At 48.4% G+C, this 19,322-nt stretch carries 19 protein-coding genes; 7 read left to right on the plus strand and 12 right to left on the minus strand.

The genetic code is table 11. The features are described from left to right. Window positions 1–19: 19 nt before the first annotated feature. From CJA_RS17970 to CJA_RS17990, 5 genes are all read right to left on the minus strand, one after another. Window positions 20–289 carry a DUF4019 domain-containing protein gene (locus CJA_RS17970; RefSeq protein ID WP_041551805.1) on the minus strand — a complete coding sequence of 90 codons (270 nt, stop codon included), beginning with the start codon at window positions 287–289 and terminating at the stop codon, window positions 20–22. Beyond that, window positions 286–1,488, minus strand: a complete 1,203-nt coding sequence (locus CJA_RS17975) for a hypothetical protein (RefSeq protein WP_202944168.1) — start codon at window positions 1,486–1,488, stop codon at window positions 286–288. The genes CJA_RS17970 and CJA_RS17975 overlap by 4 nt, the downstream gene beginning before the upstream one ends. Window positions 1,489–1,682: 194 nt before the next feature. Further along, window positions 1,683–3,800, minus strand: a complete 2,118-nt coding sequence (locus CJA_RS17980; protein ID WP_012489301.1) for a UvrD-helicase domain-containing protein — start codon at window positions 3,798–3,800, stop codon at window positions 1,683–1,685. Further along, window positions 3,787–6,039, minus strand: a complete 2,253-nt coding sequence (locus CJA_RS17985; RefSeq protein WP_012489302.1) for an AAA family ATPase — start codon at window positions 6,037–6,039, stop codon at window positions 3,787–3,789. The genes CJA_RS17980 and CJA_RS17985 overlap by 14 nt, the downstream gene beginning before the upstream one ends. 92 nt (window positions 6,040–6,131) lie before the next feature. Further along, window positions 6,132–6,890, minus strand: a complete 759-nt coding sequence (locus CJA_RS17990; protein WP_012489303.1) for an HNH endonuclease — start codon at window positions 6,888–6,890, stop codon at window positions 6,132–6,134. Between the two features lie 306 nt (window positions 6,891–7,196). Between CJA_RS17990 and CJA_RS17995 the strand changes: the two genes are divergently transcribed. Continuing rightward, entirely contained in the window at window positions 7,197–7,919 is a 723-nt protein-coding gene (locus tag CJA_RS17995; RefSeq protein ID WP_012489304.1) for a HipA family kinase, read from the plus strand. Window positions 7,920–7,946: 27 nt separating this feature from the next. Here CJA_RS17995 and CJA_RS18000 read toward each other — a convergent pair. Further along, window positions 7,947–9,103 (minus strand): IS3-like element ISPa20 family transposase gene (locus CJA_RS18000; protein ID WP_085953148.1). Its coding sequence is split into 2 segments (ribosomal slippage): window positions 7,947–8,845 and window positions 8,845–9,103, totalling 1,158 coding nucleotides; the frame shifts between segments, so codons are not numbered across the junction. A 270-nt stretch (window positions 9,104–9,373) separates the two neighbouring features. Between CJA_RS18000 and CJA_RS18010 the strand changes: the two genes are divergently transcribed. Next, the gene (locus CJA_RS18010; RefSeq protein ID WP_148208934.1) at window positions 9,374–10,105 is read left to right on the plus strand and encodes a hypothetical protein; all 732 of its coding nucleotides are present in this window, start codon (window positions 9,374–9,376) and stop codon (window positions 10,103–10,105) included. A gap of 95 nt (window positions 10,106–10,200) precedes the next feature. Here the strand turns inward: CJA_RS18010 and CJA_RS18015 are convergent, their stop codons facing one another. Beyond that, a complete protein-coding gene (locus CJA_RS18015; RefSeq protein ID WP_012489307.1) occupies window positions 10,201–11,118 on the minus strand; it encodes an NAD(P)/FAD-dependent oxidoreductase in 918 nt (305 codons plus the stop codon). Between the two features lie 5 nt (window positions 11,119–11,123). Further along, entirely contained in the window at window positions 11,124–11,624 is a 501-nt protein-coding gene (locus tag CJA_RS18020) for an Rrf2 family transcriptional regulator (protein ID WP_012489308.1), read from the minus strand. 169 nt (window positions 11,625–11,793) lie between these two features. Here CJA_RS18020 and CJA_RS18025 point away from each other — a divergent pair, with 169 nt between their 5' ends. Both CJA_RS18025 and CJA_RS18030 read left to right on the plus strand, forming a co-directional pair. Next, the gene (locus tag CJA_RS18025) at window positions 11,794–12,075 is read left to right on the plus strand and encodes a helix-turn-helix domain-containing protein (protein WP_041552701.1); all 282 of its coding nucleotides are present in this window, start codon (window positions 11,794–11,796) and stop codon (window positions 12,073–12,075) included. Next, window positions 12,072–13,355 carry a type II toxin-antitoxin system HipA family toxin gene (locus CJA_RS18030; protein ID WP_012489310.1) on the plus strand — a complete coding sequence of 428 codons (1,284 nt, stop codon included), beginning with the start codon at window positions 12,072–12,074 and terminating at the stop codon, window positions 13,353–13,355. Before CJA_RS18025 ends, CJA_RS18030 begins: the two co-directional genes overlap by 4 nt. Window positions 13,356–13,368: 13 nt before the next feature. On the opposite strand, the gene CJA_RS18035 is transcribed toward CJA_RS18030, so the two are convergent. Further along, window positions 13,369–13,905, minus strand: coding sequence for an SRPBCC family protein (locus CJA_RS18035; protein WP_012489311.1), 537 nt, complete (start codon window positions 13,903–13,905; stop codon window positions 13,369–13,371). Between the two features lie 62 nt (window positions 13,906–13,967). Beyond that, a complete protein-coding gene (locus tag CJA_RS18040; RefSeq protein WP_012489312.1) occupies window positions 13,968–14,312 on the minus strand; it encodes an ArsR/SmtB family transcription factor in 345 nt (114 codons plus the stop codon). Window positions 14,313–14,504: 192 nt separating this feature from the next. On the opposite strand from CJA_RS18040, the gene CJA_RS18045 reads away from it, so the two are divergent. Then, the gene (locus CJA_RS18045) at window positions 14,505–15,512 is read left to right on the plus strand and encodes an alpha/beta hydrolase (protein WP_012489313.1); all 1,008 of its coding nucleotides are present in this window, start codon (window positions 14,505–14,507) and stop codon (window positions 15,510–15,512) included. 29 nt (window positions 15,513–15,541) lie between these two features. Here CJA_RS18045 and CJA_RS18050 read toward each other — a convergent pair whose 3' ends face one another. After that, window positions 15,542–16,444: a LysR family transcriptional regulator gene (locus CJA_RS18050; RefSeq protein WP_012489314.1), complete on the minus strand. Its 903-nt coding sequence runs from the start codon at window positions 16,442–16,444 to the stop codon at window positions 15,542–15,544. Window positions 16,445–16,561: 117 nt separating this feature from the next. Here CJA_RS18050 and CJA_RS18055 point away from each other — a divergent pair, with 117 nt between their 5' ends. Further along, on the plus strand, window positions 16,562–17,317 hold the full coding sequence (locus CJA_RS18055) for an SDR family NAD(P)-dependent oxidoreductase (protein ID WP_012489315.1): 756 nt from the start codon (window positions 16,562–16,564) through the stop codon (window positions 17,315–17,317). Between the two features lie 27 nt (window positions 17,318–17,344). On the opposite strand, the gene CJA_RS18880 is transcribed toward CJA_RS18055, so the two are convergent. Then, window positions 17,345–18,166, minus strand: a complete 822-nt coding sequence (locus CJA_RS18880) for a helix-turn-helix transcriptional regulator (RefSeq protein ID WP_012489316.1) — start codon at window positions 18,164–18,166, stop codon at window positions 17,345–17,347. Between the two features lie 197 nt (window positions 18,167–18,363). On the opposite strand from CJA_RS18880, the gene CJA_RS18065 reads away from it, so the two are divergent. Next, window positions 18,364–19,296 (plus strand): peptidoglycan-binding protein, encoded by a 933-nt coding sequence (locus CJA_RS18065; protein ID WP_012489317.1) that lies wholly within the window; start codon window positions 18,364–18,366, stop codon window positions 19,294–19,296. Window positions 19,297–19,322 lie beyond the last annotated feature (26 nt).

The raw sequence follows: 19,322 nt of genomic DNA on the forward strand, positions 1-19,322 counted from the left end.
AACCTGAAGTGATTACAAGTTAATTTCTTATAAAGTTCCAAACTTTAAAGGTGCCATCATCTGACTTCGACAAAGTTACAATTTCTCCAGCATTTGGAATAAGTTCGTGCTGAGAGACAAAGTAGACTTGGTAGAACAACCTTTGCCCATCCGGTGTTCCTCCCATACCCTTAATGGCCACCATAAATTTTCTTCCTTTAAATAAGCCAAACTGCAAATCGTAGTTTTTTGCAGATCGTTCAAAGTCTGAAAATTGAAGTTGAGCTTTAAAGCATGAAGCGCAGTTCATACATCAAGCTTTAAGATAAAAATACTGAAGAAAAATAAACCTTTAATTGTATGATTTAAAGTATGTACTTCTCGAAACAGTAGAAGCATTTTTCGAACAAATTCCATGAAGTAAATTTCATGATATTTTGCCCTATGCATTCCTTCCTTTGATGGGTAATAAGTAATTAATTGTGTGGATTCCTTATATTCGTATTTATAATGTGCAATAGCATTTCTTAGTTTATTATCAATGGCGTTCATATCAATCATATAAAAGGGATCATCAATTACGTCAATTTTCCTTCCCAAATCCATATTCGCATAATTATTTAAAGTTGTGAGTTCTTTAATTATTTCTCCTTTTGCATTTACTCGTTTTGACGCCTCGAATAAATCAAAATCACCTCGCTTCATCAAGTTATTTATTCCGGCTATGAGGTTTAACTGTCTAGAAAAAATTTCCGATAAATCTTTATAGAAGTTACTACAACTATCAAAATCTGCGGTGGAGACTCTTGCGGGAATCCTATTTAACTCTTCGGGCGTGTAATAATCGTAATAAAGCGCTGGTCGAATCAAGAGATCAAACTCAACTATTTTAGGGTATACACTCAGGCAATCAAAGTGTAGGGTTTTAAGAAAATCGTTCGCTATTATACTTTTAAGTAGCTCAGTAGTTTTATTTGGATGTTGACCATAAATCATTTCAAGAAGAATGGGAAATTGCTTGCTAAGCTCTTCATTGTGTTCATGAATCGTGAATGGCGATGACATTATAGATGTTGCTGAGTAAACCGCAGCCAACACATCCTCTTTTGCATGCGATTTTAGTGATACGCCAGGGACATGTGCGCAAACCTTTTCAAATGTTTTTATATCTCCACGTTTAAATTGGGTGATTAAACTTTTTAATGACCCTTGCTTGGAATAAAGTATATTAATTAGATCGAGGCGATGATTGAGATGGTGATAAGCTTCGTGACCAAGCTGAGACACTGTTTTCATAAATGCAGTGTTACCCATTACATATCTTCCAAATTCAACTGGAAAGTCGAGGTGTAAATCTACAAACGGATTGGTTCCTTCAAACGGTGCCTTAAAATCAAGAATTTCAGATGCACCTGCAAGCTCACCGTCCGCAGTGCCAAAAGTGAAAGTTATTTTTTGCTCGCAAGAAGGGCATGCAAATTGAAATGGTTGAATATCTCGATTAGACATCCCTATTCGACAATCAATCAGAGTTTCGCAGGTATCACATTTGAAACATTTACACATGTTCATTAATATTCCCCATCAATCCGTTTACTTTTTACTATAATTTTAAAGTGTATTATTAATGGGTTAAAATCTGTTGACCCACTTTATATTTATATTATTTTTTGGTATGCCTCTTGGAGAAAATCTCTCTAGCCTCATACATCAAGGATGAGCGCATCAATACCAAAAGCTGCTTTAATGCCACCTTGAATTTCTTGTATGTCATCAATGTATAAAATTTTTAGATTTTTTATTGCTCTTGTGTACGCTACATAAATGAGGTTTTTTGTATTTTCAAATTCATCGTCAGTTTTCACTGCTTTCCCTTCGCTTTCCATTACCCTCTTAATTTCTTCTAATTTAAGAAAGTAATTTTTGAATTTGTCTCTTCCTTCATGGCCACCTCCAAAGCTGTGTTCCATTATAATTGCTACGTTTTCATACTCCTCTCCCTTGGTTCCGTGATAAGTATGGTAAATTATCTCTTTATCTTTTTCATTTCTATCAATAAAATTTACCCATCGATGCCATTGATCAAGTGTGATATTTAGAAGTGATTTTGTTTCTTCTGGATCGGCATCATCGAGGGACGTATTTTCAGATCCTAGCATTAGCACGGAAATTTCAGATTTTAAATACGAATAGAAATCCTGTTCCTCTTTAAAATCTTTAAGTTTTACGGAAAGGTTCTGAAGGATATTTTCCAATGCTGTGGCATCAAAAGTGGAATTGGTTAATATCTTTGAAAGTTCAAAAATAAAATCATTTAAAGTATTCGCTTTAATATTTTTCAAGGCTTCTGAAATTTGTAAAGCTCTTGAGAAGGATATACCTCCTTTTATTGTTCCAAAAATATCTTTATATGTTGAATTCTTTTCGGTTAGTGAAATTTGTAGCTTTATTACTTTGTAAAGTAGATGAATTGTAGGGTGGAGCTTTTCGAGATCATGAGAAAGTAACTTTGTGTTTATTTCATTCCAATAAATAGATTTTGCATTACTTACGTTACTCTGTATGTCACCAAATCCACTGAGTGTTGCCATTAACTTATTAGTAAGGACTAAACAATCGATTTGCTTCTTTAAGGTCTTTTCATCTGACAACAAATCAGACCTATACTTATTTAAAAAAGATAGAGCTATTTCTTCCTGATTTATGGATGTGGCACAATAATAGAATTCGACAGTTCCATCATTTCGTTCGTCAAATATTGGCTTTTGACGTATTTCATCGTTTCTTATCATGTTTGCGATATCAATTATTTTTTTATGCGACCGTCTATTGTAAATCTTATTGATTTCCAATACTTGTGAGTGCATTTTGGTTATTTTTCTACCTACACCATCATCATATATATTTTGTGCAGTATCTCCGAAATATCCTACAAGCCAGCTCTTCTTAATTTCCACAGAAGCAGTGAATAACTGCTTGATTATATTAATTACCTTTTCATTTGAATCTTGATATTCGTCAACAAAGAAGTAAGGATATTTATCAATTACCAAGCGGCATAGCATTGGGTATTTATCAAAAAGTGTTTGGCTATATTCCAATAGGGTGTCGTGGCTAAACTTCATGTACTCAAGTCGATCTGCGTTGAATGCACTATCGTAGTCAACTTTAGTTTTTTTGTTGTTTTCTATGTCTTGAATGCATTGATCATACCTGCTTTTCCTATATATGCGTTTCGCTACTTCTTTGAAATTTCCTGCACTTTTAATCAAATCATTGAAGCACATTGGCTTGTTCGGAATACTTTCATATGATTTTCTAAATTCAGCGGCGGATTTATCTCTATTAAGAAAATAGTTCTCTCGATGCTTAAATAGAAAACTGTGTAAATCGATCCTTTCTTGCTCAGAAAGGCTTGCATATTTTGCTAACTTTGGGTTGTCTTTATCTGATAACTCATTTGAAATAAGTTCAATTTCCTTTCTGAGCTTCTGATCATGGATTTCAATAAGTTCTTTTTGGTATGGCTTAATAATACTCCAGAGTCTGTCATGTATCGTTGATATCAAAACCACTTCGGAACTGCCTAAGCGTTCTTTAATTTCCCTAACTGCGACATTTGTATACGTAATGCAAATAACTTGCTGATTTTTTCTCCGAAGGTCTATCAGCTTATTTCTTAAAATGTACCTAATGGTTTGAATCAGAGCATAGGTTTTTCCTGCTCCAGCTCCCGCATTAAATCTAAAACTTTTAAATGAATCGATACATGAATTAATATTTTTTTGAACTTCCAGTTCATCTATTTCAGTTTGCAACATTATTATTTTCCTCCATTACATCCCCTCTAGGAGTAAGACGATTAGCTAACCAATCAATTCCATCTTGGATATAAGTGGGTAGTTTTGGTGAATTTTCTTCATCTATGATTATTTTGTATAGGAGATTATTGGCAAACTCACTCTTACTATTTTTAAGTTTTCTTTGAAACTCAAAAGATCTACTAATTAAATTTGAAGTGTTTTTATCTCCTTTTGGGGATACTATCGATTTATAAATAGCTGGTTTACAACTTTCTAAAACGCTGTTCAGAACGTCATTGTCAAAATTACTTAATATGAGTGCTTCTTCAAAGCTTGTAGCATATTGGCCTTGAATTGGGTCTTTTTGGAAAACCACATACAAGTTGTCAGAGGCGAAATAATTGATAGCGTCCAGTTTTGTATTATTTGTATCTTCATTTAGTGCCACTTTATTAAACTTGGCAATTGTACTATTCGTGGTAATGCGTTTCTGTAAAGACGTGATTTGTTTAAATTCTTTGTGATCATCAACGCCTGCCACCTTTCCACAGTAATTACACTCGGCCTCTTTTTTGTGGTCTGGATTAGTTTCATTTTTCTCACAAGCCTCTCGCTTAATATCCAAGTCAGTGACAACCAAACACGGTATCTGTAGCGCTTTTATTAGCGGGTAATATAGTTCACCATGCGCTCCGTTTATATTAAATATCGAAACATAATAATTTCTAAGAGTCTTATTTTTTTCTAGATAGAAATGCGATAGAGTTTCTTCTGTAACGCCTTCTACAAATATAATTGCATCTGCAAAGAATAATTCGGAAACTTTGTACTTTATATGCTTTTTAATAAACTTTAAGTCATCATCTATATCGGGATTTTGTTTGCCGCAGACGATTGCATCATCTAGCTTTATTACTTGAGAAAATTTATTTATCGATGTTAAATAATTTATGTTGTCAAAGGAGTTGCAGCTATGAATCTTGCTATTTACGATGTGTGAAGAATGGGTTGTTATTACAATTTGGCAATGGAGGGATTTTGAGTTTGTTTTTTTCTTCCCTGTGGCTAATTCCAATATTCTTTGTACTGCATTATCAATTCTAGTGATAAAAAATTCCTGCATTTGAGGGTGCATAAATGCTTCTGGTTCTTCAATAAATAGAAGGTTTACGCGATTTTGATGGCTGTTGTCTTCATATCCATCAATGTAATGAATTATCTCCCCTATGATATTGAGAAGGTTCACATACCCTAAGCCAAACTGATCTTCCGGAATGAAATCATCTCCGTCCCTGAAACTGTATTTTATGAGATTTTTTAAAATAGAGCTTTCGGAAACGTTTCCAGTCAACGATACACCAACGTGGTGTGAGTCTTCAATTTCTTTTAATATTTCGGATATGGAATCACTTTTTTCACCAACAGATCCATCAATCTCATCGTTTATATTTTTTATACTTTGGATTAAGCGGTTTTTGTCTTCTTCATTAGCCGCATATTGTGAAGAAATTATTTTTTGATATACGTCAGAAAGTACTTTTTCACTCAGATGCCGATTTGCTTTAATTTCCTTAACTTGGATAAGCTCGGATAACGCTGGATCGGCTACTTCAACTCCTGCAGATGTGAAGTATGAAGTTTTATATAGGTTCTGATCACTATTTAGAAATCTACATAAAAGTTCCATTTTTTTTATAGCAATCTTATTTTTATCAATCTTAGAATAATCTGCTCTTATAACGTCTGATACTTCGTTTCTAAAAGCCGAATCTTCTCTCATATGAGCTTTAACTATGATCTCAATCAGATCAGGTGTGCTGGAACTTATGGGAATGAATTGATAAAGATTGTTTACTATATCGCTATCGTCCTCATCTTTTGGATCGTCTGGCTTTGTCGTTTTTTTAATGTTTACTTTTATCTGTAGCTTGAATTCTATGGAAGGAGTTTCAAGCTCTTCAATACTTTCATTTTCTGCTAATGTTGTTTCGTATAGGGTAAGCAGCTCGCGTAGATAGTCTATGTTAAAATCATATGCTTTTGGCTTTAGCTTATTGATTATTAGATTTAGCGCTCTTGCAATTGTGGTTTTTCCTGTATTATTTTTACCAATTATTAGCGTGCTAGATGGGGCAACTAGAGATTGCTTTTCTTGATCTTTTTTTACTGCAATTTCCTTTGAGCCCACAAAATGGACGGCATTGTTTTTATCCTTGAATTTGCGAAAGTTTTTAATGGTCAGTGATTCTAGATACATTTCTGTTTCCTTGCATTGAGATGCCTTTGGTTATCGAGCTTTTTCTGTAAGGTGTTATTTACCTTATGTCCGCTTTGAGCACAAAGCATACATTACGCAACACATAGCACTTTTCCACGATGCCTATTTAACGCTCCCACATCCGGCAAAAACCTATACGGCATCTCCAAAACCTTCCCCTCAAATTTCAAAAAATATTCCTTAAACACTTCATTCTTCGCCTGTGCTTTAACCTTATTCGATATCACCAACCGAAAATCGTCATCAAACGAAATCAAATGCCGGTCAAAGGCTTTGTCGTAGAGTGCATTTAACGCGATGCCATTGGTGGGGTCGGCGCGGCGAGTTTCATCTTCGGCCCAAGGGATAATGTGGCTGGCGACTAATAGTTCCGGTATGGCAAGGCCGGAGATCGCGCAGCGGTGGTTGTAGCTTTCTAATACCGTGCGGCGAAAAAACTGTTGTACGCGGCGTGTTTTTGTTTCGCGTAGCGTTTCCGTTTCGCCATAGGGTATTTTAGGTTCGCTAACCTGGAGGGGATGTAGCGGCATTGCGATAACGCGAGTTTCGTAAAGTGCTTCGGCTTGCTCGGCAATATCGGTGGCATTTTCCAGAAAAGCATTCCATAAGGCACGATCTGTCTTACTGGTACTGGCTAAACCTTTTTGGTTGAGCGCGGGATCGAGGCTCGCGAAGTTACAGGCTTTCATCGCCACGGCCGATGGCGTGCGGCCAATGGCCGTGGCGAGTTGGATAATATCCGGGTTGTGCTGATGCAATTTGCCAAACGGCGTTCGGCAGTAGAGGTGGAGTGTTAGCAGCAGCTCGTCGGTTTGCCAGTGATTCGCCACCCTTGTTTACCCCCGGTGGCCCTGGCTATTTACGTTATTCTTCATGTTGCAATCCATCGATAGTTCCTAGACCTGATTCTGGCCTATAAATAGTCATTTGTGAAATACATCCCATTACGTGAGGGGCTAGAGGGGGCATTAAATTGATCATTATTTGATCAAAACATGACCTAATACTGCCCCTAAAGGCACCCACAAGTTATCCACAGGATTAACACAAGGTTGTGCGTTGACTCCGAGGCTTGAGGTTTTACACTCGTAGACCTTATGCCTTGGTGGTGTTTTGAAAGCAATGCCGGGAGCCCTATGTCGTTAAATAATCCCCGTATCGAGATAGCGACTGCGTATCCAAACCTTCAGGAAATATCCGTGGGTAAGGGTAAGGGCGTAACACTGTTTGGAGATATTCATACAGACCAGGGCGCAAAGCGGGCTTTTGTTAAGTTACTTAGCCTGGAAGGGATTGCCAGAGAAGCCATTTGTTCCGTTGTAGGAAGGATGTTGCACCTTCCCCTTCGCCAGGGGTATTACGTTAATGTGGCGAATACACAATTCCACCGCCAGGTAGGGAATCTGGAGCATTTGGCGTTTGGAACCCTGGACGATGCTACGCGGCTATTCCCGCTGAAAGAATTGTCCAGTGTTGAAACGGATTTGCTCAAATGGGACGATGTATTAAAAAGCGCTGTATTTGATGAATGGATTGCCAATGGGGATCGACTACCAAATAACATGGTCTTTGAACGAGGTGGTGTATTTTGGTTGTTTGACCATGATGAGGCTTTTCCCGGGCATGTGAGCGCTGCTACGCCGGTTAGCCCTCAGCTTTTGGCTTTATTGGCCAGAGGTAAATCGGAATTTGATCTGTATCGCATTCGTCAGCAAGCAGTAGACATTATTGAAGCCTACAAAAAAATTGATTGGCATGAAGTTTATGATGATGTCCGTATAAAAGAAGAAGGAAAGTGTATGAAGCCATATTTCGATAAACACATTCACTTTTTAAAAGCGCGTATTCCGGAAATGTGATCTTGCCCAGCAACCGTGGACACAGTTTCAAGCACTCATCCGGGCCTCGTAGGCTTGCGGGCTGATGTGCCCCAGCGTGCTATGTCGCCGCTGGCGGTTATAGTCGGTTTCGATGTATTCAAACACGGTTTCACGCATCTGGGCGCGGCTCATGAAGCGCTCGCCATGGATGCATTCGACCTTCAGGCTGTGGAAGAAGCTCTCTGCACACGCATTGTCGTAGCAGTTGCCTTTCGCGCTCATACTGCATCGCAGCTGATGAGCGCGGATTAGACCCTGATAAGCCGTTGAGCAGTACTGACTGCCGCGGTCGCTGTGTACGATCACTCCCTTTGGCTGCTTTCGCCGCCACAGCGCCATGTGCAGAGCATCGCAGGCCAGGTCAGCCGTCATGCGTTCGCTCATGGCCCAGCCGACCACCATGCGCGAGTACAGATCAATGATTACGGCGAGATACAGCCAGCCCTCGTCCGTGTGCAGGTAGGTGATGTCGCCCACCCATTTCTGATTGGGTGCTGATGCTGTGAAGTCTTGCTTGAGCAGGTTCTCTGCCACCGGGAGCGAGTGTCGGGAGTTAGTTGTGGCCTTGAACTTCTTGGCCGCCTTGGCGCGTAAGCCTTGTCGCTGCATCGAGGCTGCAACCGTCTTGCGATTACAGCGCAGCCCGGCTTCCCACAGGTCATGGCACAGCCGCGGGGCGCCACTGCGGCCCTTACGGGCGTTATACGCTTGCGCGACCCGCTGATCCAGCTCGGCCCGTTGCTGGTGGCGCGTGGATGGCTCGCGTGAGCACCAGGCGTAGAAACCACTGCGGGCGACACCCAGAACACGGCACATGGCTTTCACCGAAAACGCTGGGGCATGTGTCCTCATGAAGGCGTACTTCACTTGAGGCTCTTCGCAAAGTACGCCGCGGCCTTTTTTACGATGGCCAGTTCTTCGGCTTGCTCGGCCAGGAGCCGCTTGAGGCGGGCGTTTTCGTCGGCCAGTGACTGTTCGCGCTCACTGCTGCTCAGGGTCTGCTGCTGCTTACTGCGCCATCCATAGAGCTGAGACGCATGAAGACCAAGCTGTTCGGCCGCTTTACTAACGCCAATTCGCTCGGCCAGCGCTAACGCTTCATTCTTGAAGGCTTGGGAGTGACGGGTACGGTTCTGTTTCATCGGGGTAGCGGTTCTTGCCATGGTTCACCTCGTTGCAGTTTATCGCTTAACGGGGTGTCCACTCGTGCTGGGCAAGATCAATGTACAACATCCTGACACAGGACCTTGGGATAAAGCAGGCAGAATTGTTTGCTACTCCTCACATGCATGTAAAGAATCAAAACCATGAGCACTAATTTTCCGACATTACCAGAGTACGAATTCAGTTGGCGCAGCCTTCAGGTTGAGCCTATCCCATTGTCGGGTGAGCGCATTACCCTGGGTGCTGTTATTAAAGGCGGTGATCAGGCATTGATTGCTGCCAAGCTGATACAGGCAGAAAAATTAAAAAAAATGTATGGCGATCAATTGGGTGCGGGTATAGCCGATGCGTTAAATATCTGTATCAAGTCAGCAGAACTTTTTTACAGTAATAAGCCGCTGTCGATGGAATGGGAACCACCTTTGGAAGGTTTCTACTTAGGTAAGGTCAATTCATCATTAGCCGACAATATTGAGGAAGGCCTGCATAGAGCAGCCATGTATTGTTCATCCTTTAGTTTTTCGACAGAGGCTATAAAAACACCATCACCTAAAAAAACGGAGCTTTCCGCACCGGAGTCCTGGCGAAAAAATATCTATGAGGCTGTCGCCAGGCAGCGGGCCGATTTTGCCGGTTTTTTTGATCGCGCTATTGCGATCCGGGGTTCCGGAGTGCCGATTACTTTTGGTTTTTTATCGGATACCTATGCGGCGCAATTTGATGCAGTTCCCGATTCAAGCCGGATTCAACAAGCCTTGGTAAGAGCGCAAAGTAAATTGTGGCAATTGGACAGGCTGCGCGATGAAGCGACGTTATTTAAGCCCGAGCTATGCGAATTACTCATACAAATCCCATCACCCTCAATTAGCGATCCGGAAGGCAGTGCTTTTAAAGATTTTATTGAAGAGCTGCGCTATGAAGCATCAAGAAGAGCACTGGATGTTTACACTTCCGAGTCGCCTGTTGAAGCAGCACACCATGTAATTGCCAGAGTCGCCTAGCCTCATTTTCTAAGTAGTAAACGCCTATTGATTTCCGGGAGCTGTGCTTCGTCGTATACCATTTTAAAGCGTTACTGAATAACGTGAATTCTGTTCTACACCACCCCCTCAAAGATCAACGACTTGTGCACGGCAAAGCCTGCCAGGGCGCCATCCCCTATTGCAAAGGTCACACTGCCCGCTGGCCGGGCCAGGTCGCCGCAGGCGAATACGCCGGGCACGGTGGTTTGTTTGAATTCATCGGTTTTGACATAGAAGCCCATGGGGCTTTCGGCGAGTTCGCAGCCGAGTTCCTGGGCGATGGGGCTGGCGGGGGTGGTGAGCGGGGCGACGAACAGCCCGGCCAGTTTGATCAGCCTGCCGTTGACAAGTTTTACAACGGCGTTGTGTTCGCCGTCGATTTCACTGACCGCTTCGGTTTCTATGCGTACACCGCGGGCAGCGAGTTGTTTTTGCTGGGCGTCATCGGGCGTGAAGCAGTGGTTAGTGAACAGGGTGGTGGGGCCCCAGTCGGGGATGAGCAGTGCCTGGTGCAGGGAGACATCGCCCACAGCGAGCACACCGAGTTGGCCCTGGTTAAGTTCGTAGCCGTGGCAGTAGGGGCAGTGGAAAACGCTTTTGCCCCAGCGATCCTGCAGGCCGGGAATAGCGGGCAGTTGGTCGCGCACGCCGCTGGCGAGGACCAGGCGCTTGGCGCTGAAGGTTTGCTGGTCGGTTGTAGTCACGCTAAAGCCGCTGCCGGTTTTTCCCGCTGCTGTTTTCTCGACGGCCAGGGCCGCACTTTCGCGCCAGGTGACGTTGGGGTAGTTGAGCAGTTGGGCTTTGGCGTCGCTGGCGATGGCCTCGGGGGATTTGCCATCTTGCCCCAGTAACCCGTGGGAGTGGGTGGCAAAGCGGTTGCGGCGGATGCCGGTGTCGAGTACCAGTACCTGGCGGCGCCCACGCGCCAGTTGCAGGGCGGTGGCCATGCCGGCATAGCTGCCGCCGATAATAATCACATCGTAAGTCGCCATGGTATTTACCTCTTATCGCCTTTTTTGCAGGGGAAATCGTCTTCACCCAAAAAGCCCCGGGTGTGCTGGCCGGAAAAGCCGCTGGCCTGCAGGCGCTGGTGGAAATCGGCACTGAGCTGCGCCAGGCTGACTTGGCGAAAGCAGTTGAGTAGCAGGGCTTCGGCCTCGCCGAAGGTGTTGTTGAGCGCGCTGTTGACCGCCTGCTCTACCAGGCAGCCGGGCGACTCGGTGCGGTTGCCCATGGCGAGCAGGGTGGGCTCGTCCAGGGCGGAGTAGATGTCGTAGAGGCTGATGCTGGCCAGCTCGCGACCCAATGTCCAACCACCACCGTGGCCTTTTTCGGAACAGACCAGCCCCTGTTCGCGCAGGCCTGCCAGCATGCGACGGATCACCACCGGGTTGGTTTTCATCATTTTGGCCAGGGCGTCCGAGGTCATGGGCAGCTCGGCTTCGGCCATGTGCAGGAGGATGTGGAGTACACCGGAGAGTTTGGAATCGCGCTTCATAGCCTTTCACGTAATTTAATAAGTTACGTGAAAGGCTATGCCAGAATATTCGTTTATGCAACTTTATTAGTTACATGAAATAAAGCCAATTCCAAAATTAGATATATTGGTGTCCAAAATATCCTATATTGGCTCTATAATAGATAAAATATTATCCATTATTGAATTTATGGACTTACTTGCCCTTCATACACCGAGTGATGTGCAGTTAGCGCTGGCCGCGTTTGTCCGCGCCCGGCGCAAGGCACTGAAGTGGTCGCGCGATGAACTGGCCGCGCGCAGTACCGTACCCGCACCCACGATCAAGCGCTTTGAATTGACCGGCGAGATTTCGCTGCGACAACTCTTGCTGTTGTGGCAGTGCCTGGACGACCTGGGGCGTTTGGCAGCACTGTGCGAACGACCCAACGTGCCAGTACCGCGCACTATTGAAGAGGTATTACAGTCATGAAAGCCTATCAGCCGGTGCGCAAATTGGAGGTGCTACGCTGCCTGGGCGATGGTTCGCAGGTATTGGTGGGCACGTTGGCGCAGAATGCAACAGCCGTATTTTTCCAGTATCACCTGGATTACCTCGCACGCTTTGCGTCACTCTCGCCCTTCAAACTGCCCTTTAATGCCCAACTGCACCAGGCACCGCCGGAGCCCCATCAGAAGCTCCATGGTGTATTTGCCGATTCGCTGCCCGATGGTTGGGGTATGTTGCTGATGGATCGTGTGTTTCGCCAACAGGGCTTGCTGCCACAACAGGTCTCAGCCATGGACCGGTTGGCGTATATCGGTGATCGCGGTATGGGTGCCTTGCACTACCGGCCAGCGCTGGAGAGTGAAACAGCAACCACAGAGGGCTGGGTGACTGTCGATACCCTCGGCCGCGAGGCCCAGGCTCTTTATGAGGGCAATACCAATACCGTGCTGGCCGCACTGGCACAAGCCGGAGGTTCCGGCGGCGCGCGTCCCAAGGCACAAATTTATATTGATCCTGCCAAGCCGCAACTGGCGAGTACAAAAGCGCGCACAGGACTGCAACCCTGGCTGGTGAAATTCACCTCGCGCAACTTGCCGCTGGGACATGAGGAATCCCTGTGTGAAGCAGCCTATTTGCAGTTGGCGGCCAGGGCAGGTTTGCGCGTACCCGAGTGGCAGTTGCTTACGGCAGATTCCACATCTGGCGCCATTGCCTGGCTGGCACTGCGCCGCTTCGACTGTACGGATACAGGTCGCTACCATATGCACAGCCTGTGCGGCTTGGTCGATACCCCTTTTCGGGAGCCGTCCCTGGATTATGAAGACCTCATCAAAATCACCCAAACCCTGTGCAAAAGCGTGGCGGCAGGCCAAGAGTTATTTGCGCGGGCGCTATTTAACCTGGTGGGTTTAAACCAGGATGATCACACCAAAAACTGGGCATTTTTAATGGACGACAGCGGCAATTGGACGCTATCCCCCTGTTTTGATATGACCTTTAGCCCCAGCCCCACGGGCGAACACATGATGGCGTTTCAAGGCTATGGTAAAACGCCACCACTCACCGCTATCCAGCAATTGGCAAAAACCGCTGGCTTTTCCCAGTGGAGCGATGCAAAAACCCTCATCGAAAACACCGTGGCTGTATTTAGCGATTGGCCATCCATTGCCAGTGAGCTGGGTGTGAGCCGCCAAACCCGCACGCTCATCAGCCAGCAGCTTGTGGCCCAGCAGCAGCGCTTGAGCGCCCTTTATCACCTCTAGTTATCGTCTCTATTTAGCCGGCCAGACGCACCGCGTATTCCTGTTCCAATTGGGCATGGACCCGCCAGAATCCCTGGGGGGTTTTGCCTTCCAGGCGATCGCGCAGGATGTTGAGGTGGGTGTGCCAGCCACCGGCGACGCTGAGGCGTTCACCCGGGTTGGTGAGGCGGCGGTGGGTGACAGTGAGTTTGACCTGGCCCTGTTGCGGCGCCAGCTCGAAACTGACTTCGGATTCCTCCGCCGAGCCCTGGTTCCAGATGTAGCTGAGCCGGCGCAGCGGCTCCCAGGCGGTGACGGTGCCGCGCATGGACACATCGCCCGCGCAGTTGGCGTACTTGGGTGGGGGCAGGTCGTTTTCCGGGCTGAGCTGGGAATTGCGGAAGATGTGGTCCACCCGGCCACCGACCCGCGCTTCCACATCACCGGCGGCGAGCCAGGTGGCGCGCTTGTCGGATTCGGTGAGGTATTGCCAGACGCGCTCAATCGGGCCGGGCAGCAGGCGCTCGATGCGCAGGGTATCGGGAGCGGTAAGTACGCCATAGTCAGACATTGCAAACTCCTTTGGCCATATGGGCCAGTGGTGGTGATGGGCCTGACCTGACGCCGACCCGGTTAGTCGCTGCCGGCCTGGTCTTCCGCCAACAGCGCGGCAGCCAGGGCATCCAGCCGTTGATTCCAGAATTGTTCGTAGTGGCGCAGCCATTCAATGCCGCCGAGCATGGGGCGGGTATCCAGTTGGCAGGTGTGGTTGCGCCCCTGGACGCTGCGTACTACCAGCCCGGCCCCCTCCAACACCTTGATGTGTTTGGAGATAGCCGCGAGGGTCATGGCAAAGGGCGCCGCCAGCTCGGTAATCCCGCAGGGCGACTGCGCCAGCCGTGCAATCATCGCCCGCCGCGTGGGGTCGGCCAGGGCATGGAAAACGGCGTCCAGTTGTTCGTTCTGATTGTTTACCATATGGTTAAGTATTCTCCTGGAAGTCTCTATTGTCAACCATTTAGTTGAATATACTTGATTTGCCACTGGTGCGTCGATAGTCGGTTAATTCACCCCAGCAACACTTCTTAACCGCAAAAGCACACCGGGCTGGTAGCCTTTTGGCCGCAGGGTATCTAGTGTTATCCAGGTTTATCGATGGAGAATCTGCTTATGAATCGTTGTTTGCTGCTGTTTGTTGTCGGCCTGCTGGCCTGCGCGCCTGCGTTCGCTGCCGAGGTGAAAGTCCACAAGGCGATTCCCTTTGCCTCACCGGATAATTTCCCCCTGACCCTGGATATTTATGTGCCGCAAACGGATAAGGCCTCTTATCCGGTGGTAGTGATTTACCACGGTGGCGGCTGGCTGGTGAACAGCAATGCGATTATGGATGACATGGCCACCGCCCTGGCGCGCGATGGCGAATTTGTCGTCGCCAACATGAATTACCGCCTGTTGGGCGACCAAAACAACACTGTGACCATGAACCAGATTGTGGAGGATGTATTCGGCGGCCTGCTGTGGGTGAAAGACCATATTGCGCAATACCGGGGCGACCCCACACGCATAGCCATTACCGGTGACAGCGCCGGCGGCCACCTGACCGCCATGATCCTCACCCGCGGGCGCCACCTGGAAAGCGATGGTTTTGCCGGACCGAGCCTCGGCTTTAACCCGAGTTACCTGCCTGCCGGAAAAACCGCTGAGCAGGTCGCCCAGGCGGACGGGTTGAAGGTGCAGGCGGCGGTGGTGAGTTACGGTGCTTTTGATCTATACGCCGCGGCCAAAGGCGGTTTTGAGTCGCCCAGCAACACGTTCTGGAAATTTGCCAATGCCCAGGCGCGCGGCCTGTTTGGCGACAAGATCAACGTCAATGACAACGCGGATTATTACCGGGCGGTATCGCCCATTTACTTTGTGCCCAAGGCCAGCGAGTACCGGTTGCCGCCGCAATTCGTCCATGTCGGCAGTGCCGACAAGGTCACTCCACCGGAATCTGCCCAGCATTATGTGGATCTGTTAAAAGCCGGCGGCCAACCGGTGGAATACAAGGTTTACCCCGGTAAAAACCACGCCTACCTGGACAACGGTTGCAACTGGGCAGGCAGTTGTTTCGATAAAGATGCCCTCTGGCCCATGGAGGACATTATCCGTTTCCTGAACAAAATACTGAGACCCTGAATTAGCTGGATTGCGCGATTAGTGAGTATTCACTGATCCACATAATCGCGCAGTTGTTCACTCACCCAATCCATAAATCCCTGCACCCGGCGCGGTAGGTGGCGGCGGGCAGGGTAGATCAGCGAGACCGGCATGGCCTCGGCACAATAATCCGGCAGGATTTCCACCAGTCGCCCATCGGCCAGGTAGGGCTGAACACCGATGCGTGGAATCTGCGCAATACCGACACCGGCCAGGCAGGCGGCGCTGTAGGCATCGGAATTGTTCACGGTGATATTGCCGCCCATGGCAATACAGTGTGTTTCACCCTCCTGTACATATTCAAAACCCGCCGATCTGGCACCGAGGGTGGTGACATAGTGCACCAGCTGGTGCTGGGCTAAATCGGCCAGGGTGTGCGGCGAGCCATGACTGGCGAGATAGGCAGGACTGGCGCAGTTGAGCAGCTTTAATTTACCCAGTGGCCGTGCAATCAGCGACGAATCGCTCAATTTGCCCACCCGGATCACACAGTCAAAGCCCTCGCGGATCACATCCACACGCCGATCGGTACTGCTGATTTCCAATTGTAATTGCGGGTGCAGGGCCAAAAACGCCGGCAGCCGTGGCAGCACTATATTTTTGGCGAGGCCGTTGGGCATATCGACCCGCAAACGGCCGGACAGGTTGCTCGCGCCCTGCTGGAACAAGCCTTCCAAATCCTCCATATCGGCCAGCAGGTCCCTGGCGCGCTCGTAAAACACCCGCCCGTCCTGGGTGAGCTGGACACGGCGCGTGGTGCGCTGCAACAGGCGCGCCCCCAACAGGCTTTCCAATTGCTGCACACCGGTGGACACGCTGGCCTTGGGCAGGCCGAGACTGTCGGCCGCCTTGGTAAAACTGGCGAGTTCAGCCACCCGCACAAACATCAACATGGCATCCAATCGATTCATAAACCGACCTATTGTTCGTAATTTATGAACAGTCTAATCAAAAATGGGCGGTTTATCGCCCGGTTAACGGGCAATAGACTGGCCTCACAGATTTTCACCACCAACAGAGAGGTCATCATGAGCAAGATTGCATTGGTCACCGGCGGTAGCCGCGGATTGGGTAAAAACACTGTACTGGCCCTGGCGAAGCAGGGTGTGGATGTGGTGCTGACGTTTCATAGCAAGCAAGCGGAAGCCGAAGCAGTCGTCGCCGAGGTGCAGGCCCTGGGTGCCAGGGCAGCCGCGCTGCCGTTGGATGTGGGCAATAGCCGGGGCTTTGCCGATTTTGCCGCGCGCCTGCAAGCCCTGTTGAATACACACTGGCAGCGCCAGGATATTGATTTCCTGGTCAACAACGCCGGTATCGGTATCCACGCCAGCTTCGCCGACACCACCGAGGAACAATTTGACCAGTTGGTAAACGTACACCTCAAAGGCACCTTCTTTTTAACCCAACGTCTTTTGCCGTTGATAAAAGACGGTGGCCGCATTGTGAACTTATCCAGCGGTCTCGCACGCTTCAGTTTTCCCGGTTACGCGGCTTACGCCGCTATGAAAGGGGGCATTGAGGTATTGAGCCGTTACATGGCCAAAGAACTGGGCGCGCGCGGTATTGCGGTGAATGTCGTAGCACCCGGTGCCATTGAAACCGATTTTGGCGGCGGCGCCGTGCGCGACAATGCGCAGCTGAACCAGCAAATTGCGTCGGTTACCGCACTCGGACGCGTCGGCGTGCCGGATGATATTGGCCCGGCCATCGCGTCGCTGCTGTCCGAGGAGAATCGCTGGATCAATGGCCAGCGTATCGAGATTTCCGGCGGCATGATGCTGTAAACCCGGGACTCTCTACCAAACCCGGAACTACCCGCCGGGCATATTGATGCCGGCTTGCACGGTTAACAGCAGGCGTACCAATTCCGCCTGCCGGTGTGTGCCGGTTTTTTCAAAGACGCGCTGCAAATGGATGCGCGCGGTGGAGAGGGAAATCGCCAGCGCATCGGCTACCACTTGCAAGCGCTCACCCTGGGTGACACGGATGGCGACAGCGGCTTCGGCTTTGGTTAACCCGTACAGTGTCCTCAGCGTAGTGAGCTGGGGCCTGGGATCACCATCGGGATCGACAATCAACACCAACACCGGAAAACAGCGATCCGGCGCATCATCCCCCACCGGCAGCACATGCACTGCCAGTGCGCGTTGCCCCAATGGACGGCTGAGGGTCAGGCTCCCGCCCTGGCGGATACCGCGCGCATTTTTGTGCGCTGCTGCACCTATCAAATTATGCAGGGCTAATTGTTCACTGAGGTGTTTGCTATGCAATTCCCCAGCGCGAATAAAAACACTGTCTTTTTTATCCAGTAATTCCCTGGCCACGCTATTGGCAAATAATACCCGCGCATCCACTGTTGTCAGCAGGGCGCCATATTTGGCGTGATGCAACAACGCCATCAGGTCTTCACACTGGTCGCTCAGTGCCGCGAAGCGATAATGGATTTTCTGCGCCTGCTGCTGGTGGGACCTGAGCAATTGGGAGAGCTGTTGTCTATCGCTGTCCGGCAGGGTTTCTATCCAGGGGAAGCAGCCTCGCCGGAGATTGTCTTCAGCGCCAAAACCCGGCTCCAGCGCCGCACCATAGATATGTCCAACCCATGAAGAAAATTGTTCCAGGGTCACTGTTGTCATAAAAGCCCCCGTGTTTAGTCCGATAAAGGCATCAGGAGAAGTAGTGGGAGGGAAATGTCCTTTCGGCAGCGACTATATCACCCGGATAGTATGTTTATACGATGAATTTTTGGACTTATCGCTGTGAAATCTTCACATCGCCAGCACAGGTGTGTTGGTAAGGACAAGCCCCCCACCTTCCACACGAGACAATCACCATGCTAACTCCCACGCAAAAGAAAACCGCGGAAGCCATTGTCAATATTTTCGAAACCGGCTCAGTATTGGGTGACTACAGCAATGTCACCCTGATTACAGGCGACACCGGTCACCTCACCTTTGGCCGCTCCCAAACCACACTGGGGTCGGGGAACCTCGGTAAATTATTACAGCTGTATTGCGCTAATCCCGGCGCGCGTTTTCGCCAGCAACTGACACCCTTTTTAGCGCGCTTTGCAGCGCGCGATTTCAGCCTGGATCACGAAGAGCATCTCAAAAATATCCTGCGCGCCACCGCCGATGACCACATCATGCGCGAAACCCAGGATCTATTTTTCGACCAGGCCTACTGGCAACCGGCCGAGCGCGCGGCCACTCAATTAGGGATTAAAACGCCATTGGGTGTTGCGGTGGTTTACGACAGCACCGTCCACGGCTCGGCCAAACTAATTCGCGATAAAACCAACCAAAGCGCCGGCACGCTCGCCAGCCTGGGTGAACAAAAATGGATTGAAGCTTATGTCGCTACACGCCGCTACTGGTTGGCCAATCATCCACGCAAGGATTTGCGCCCCACGGTGTATCGCATGGATGCCTTCCAGCGATTAATTGATCTCAACCTCTGGGGCCTTGAATTGCCACTGGTGGTGCGCGGACTGGAAATTTCCAACACTACCCTGAATGCCACACCGGTAAACTGCTACGACGGCCCACAACCTGGTACGCGCACCCTGTCTGTACAAGCACCTTTATTACGCGGACTGGATATTCGCCTGGTTCAACTGGGTTTATCAAAGAGCGGCATCAACCTGCGTGCAGATGGCATTTTCGGCAATGGCTCCGTGAGTGCAGTGAAGACGTTTCAAACCAAACAGAATTTACCAGCCACTGGCATTGTCGATAATGCCTTGATTGCAAAACTGGTCAGTTAATTCCGTGTATAGCCATCTGGGTCAAA

Origin of the sequence: Cellvibrio japonicus Ueda107 (assembly GCF_000019225.1) — a bacterium.
Taxonomy (GTDB): domain Bacteria; phylum Pseudomonadota; class Gammaproteobacteria; order Pseudomonadales; family Cellvibrionaceae; genus Cellvibrio; species Cellvibrio japonicus.

What these genes read in the sequence shown, in the direction of transcription:
- CJA_RS17985 (WP_012489302.1), bottom strand. Translation starts at nt 6,039, where the DNA reads ATGTATCTAGAATCACTGACCATTAAAAACTTTCGCAAATTCAAGGAT.
- CJA_RS18040 (WP_012489312.1), bottom strand. Translation starts at nt 14,312, where the DNA reads ATGGTAAACAATCAGAACGAACAACTGGACGCCGTTTTCCATGCCCTG.
- CJA_RS17980 (WP_012489301.1), bottom strand. Translation starts at nt 3,800, where the DNA reads ATGTTGCAAACTGAAATAGATGAACTGGAAGTTCAAAAAAATATTAAT.
- CJA_RS18050 (WP_012489314.1), bottom strand. Translation starts at nt 16,444, where the DNA reads ATGAATCGATTGGATGCCATGTTGATGTTTGTGCGGGTGGCTGAACTC.
- CJA_RS18045 (WP_012489313.1), top strand. Translation starts at nt 14,505, where the DNA reads ATGAATCGTTGTTTGCTGCTGTTTGTTGTCGGCCTGCTGGCCTGCGCG.
- CJA_RS18025 (WP_041552701.1), top strand. Translation starts at nt 11,794, where the DNA reads ATGGACTTACTTGCCCTTCATACACCGAGTGATGTGCAGTTAGCGCTG.
- CJA_RS17995 (WP_012489304.1), top strand. Translation starts at nt 7,197, where the DNA reads ATGTCGTTAAATAATCCCCGTATCGAGATAGCGACTGCGTATCCAAAC.
- CJA_RS17975 (WP_202944168.1), bottom strand. Translation starts at nt 1,488, where the DNA reads ATGTCTAATCGAGATATTCAACCATTTCAATTTGCATGCCCTTCTTGC.
- CJA_RS18015 (WP_012489307.1), bottom strand. Translation starts at nt 11,118, where the DNA reads ATGGCGACTTACGATGTGATTATTATCGGCGGCAGCTATGCCGGCATG.
- CJA_RS17970 (WP_041551805.1), bottom strand. Translation starts at nt 289, where the DNA reads ATGAACTGCGCTTCATGCTTTAAAGCTCAACTTCAATTTTCAGACTTT.
- CJA_RS18880 (WP_012489316.1), bottom strand. Translation starts at nt 18,166, where the DNA reads ATGACAACAGTGACCCTGGAACAATTTTCTTCATGGGTTGGACATATC.
- CJA_RS18065 (WP_012489317.1), top strand. Translation starts at nt 18,364, where the DNA reads ATGCTAACTCCCACGCAAAAGAAAACCGCGGAAGCCATTGTCAATATT.
- CJA_RS18030 (WP_012489310.1), top strand. Translation starts at nt 12,072, where the DNA reads ATGAAAGCCTATCAGCCGGTGCGCAAATTGGAGGTGCTACGCTGCCTG.
- CJA_RS18035 (WP_012489311.1), bottom strand. Translation starts at nt 13,905, where the DNA reads ATGTCTGACTATGGCGTACTTACCGCTCCCGATACCCTGCGCATCGAG.
- CJA_RS18055 (WP_012489315.1), top strand. Translation starts at nt 16,562, where the DNA reads ATGAGCAAGATTGCATTGGTCACCGGCGGTAGCCGCGGATTGGGTAAA.
- CJA_RS18020 (WP_012489308.1), bottom strand. Translation starts at nt 11,624, where the DNA reads ATGAAGCGCGATTCCAAACTCTCCGGTGTACTCCACATCCTCCTGCAC.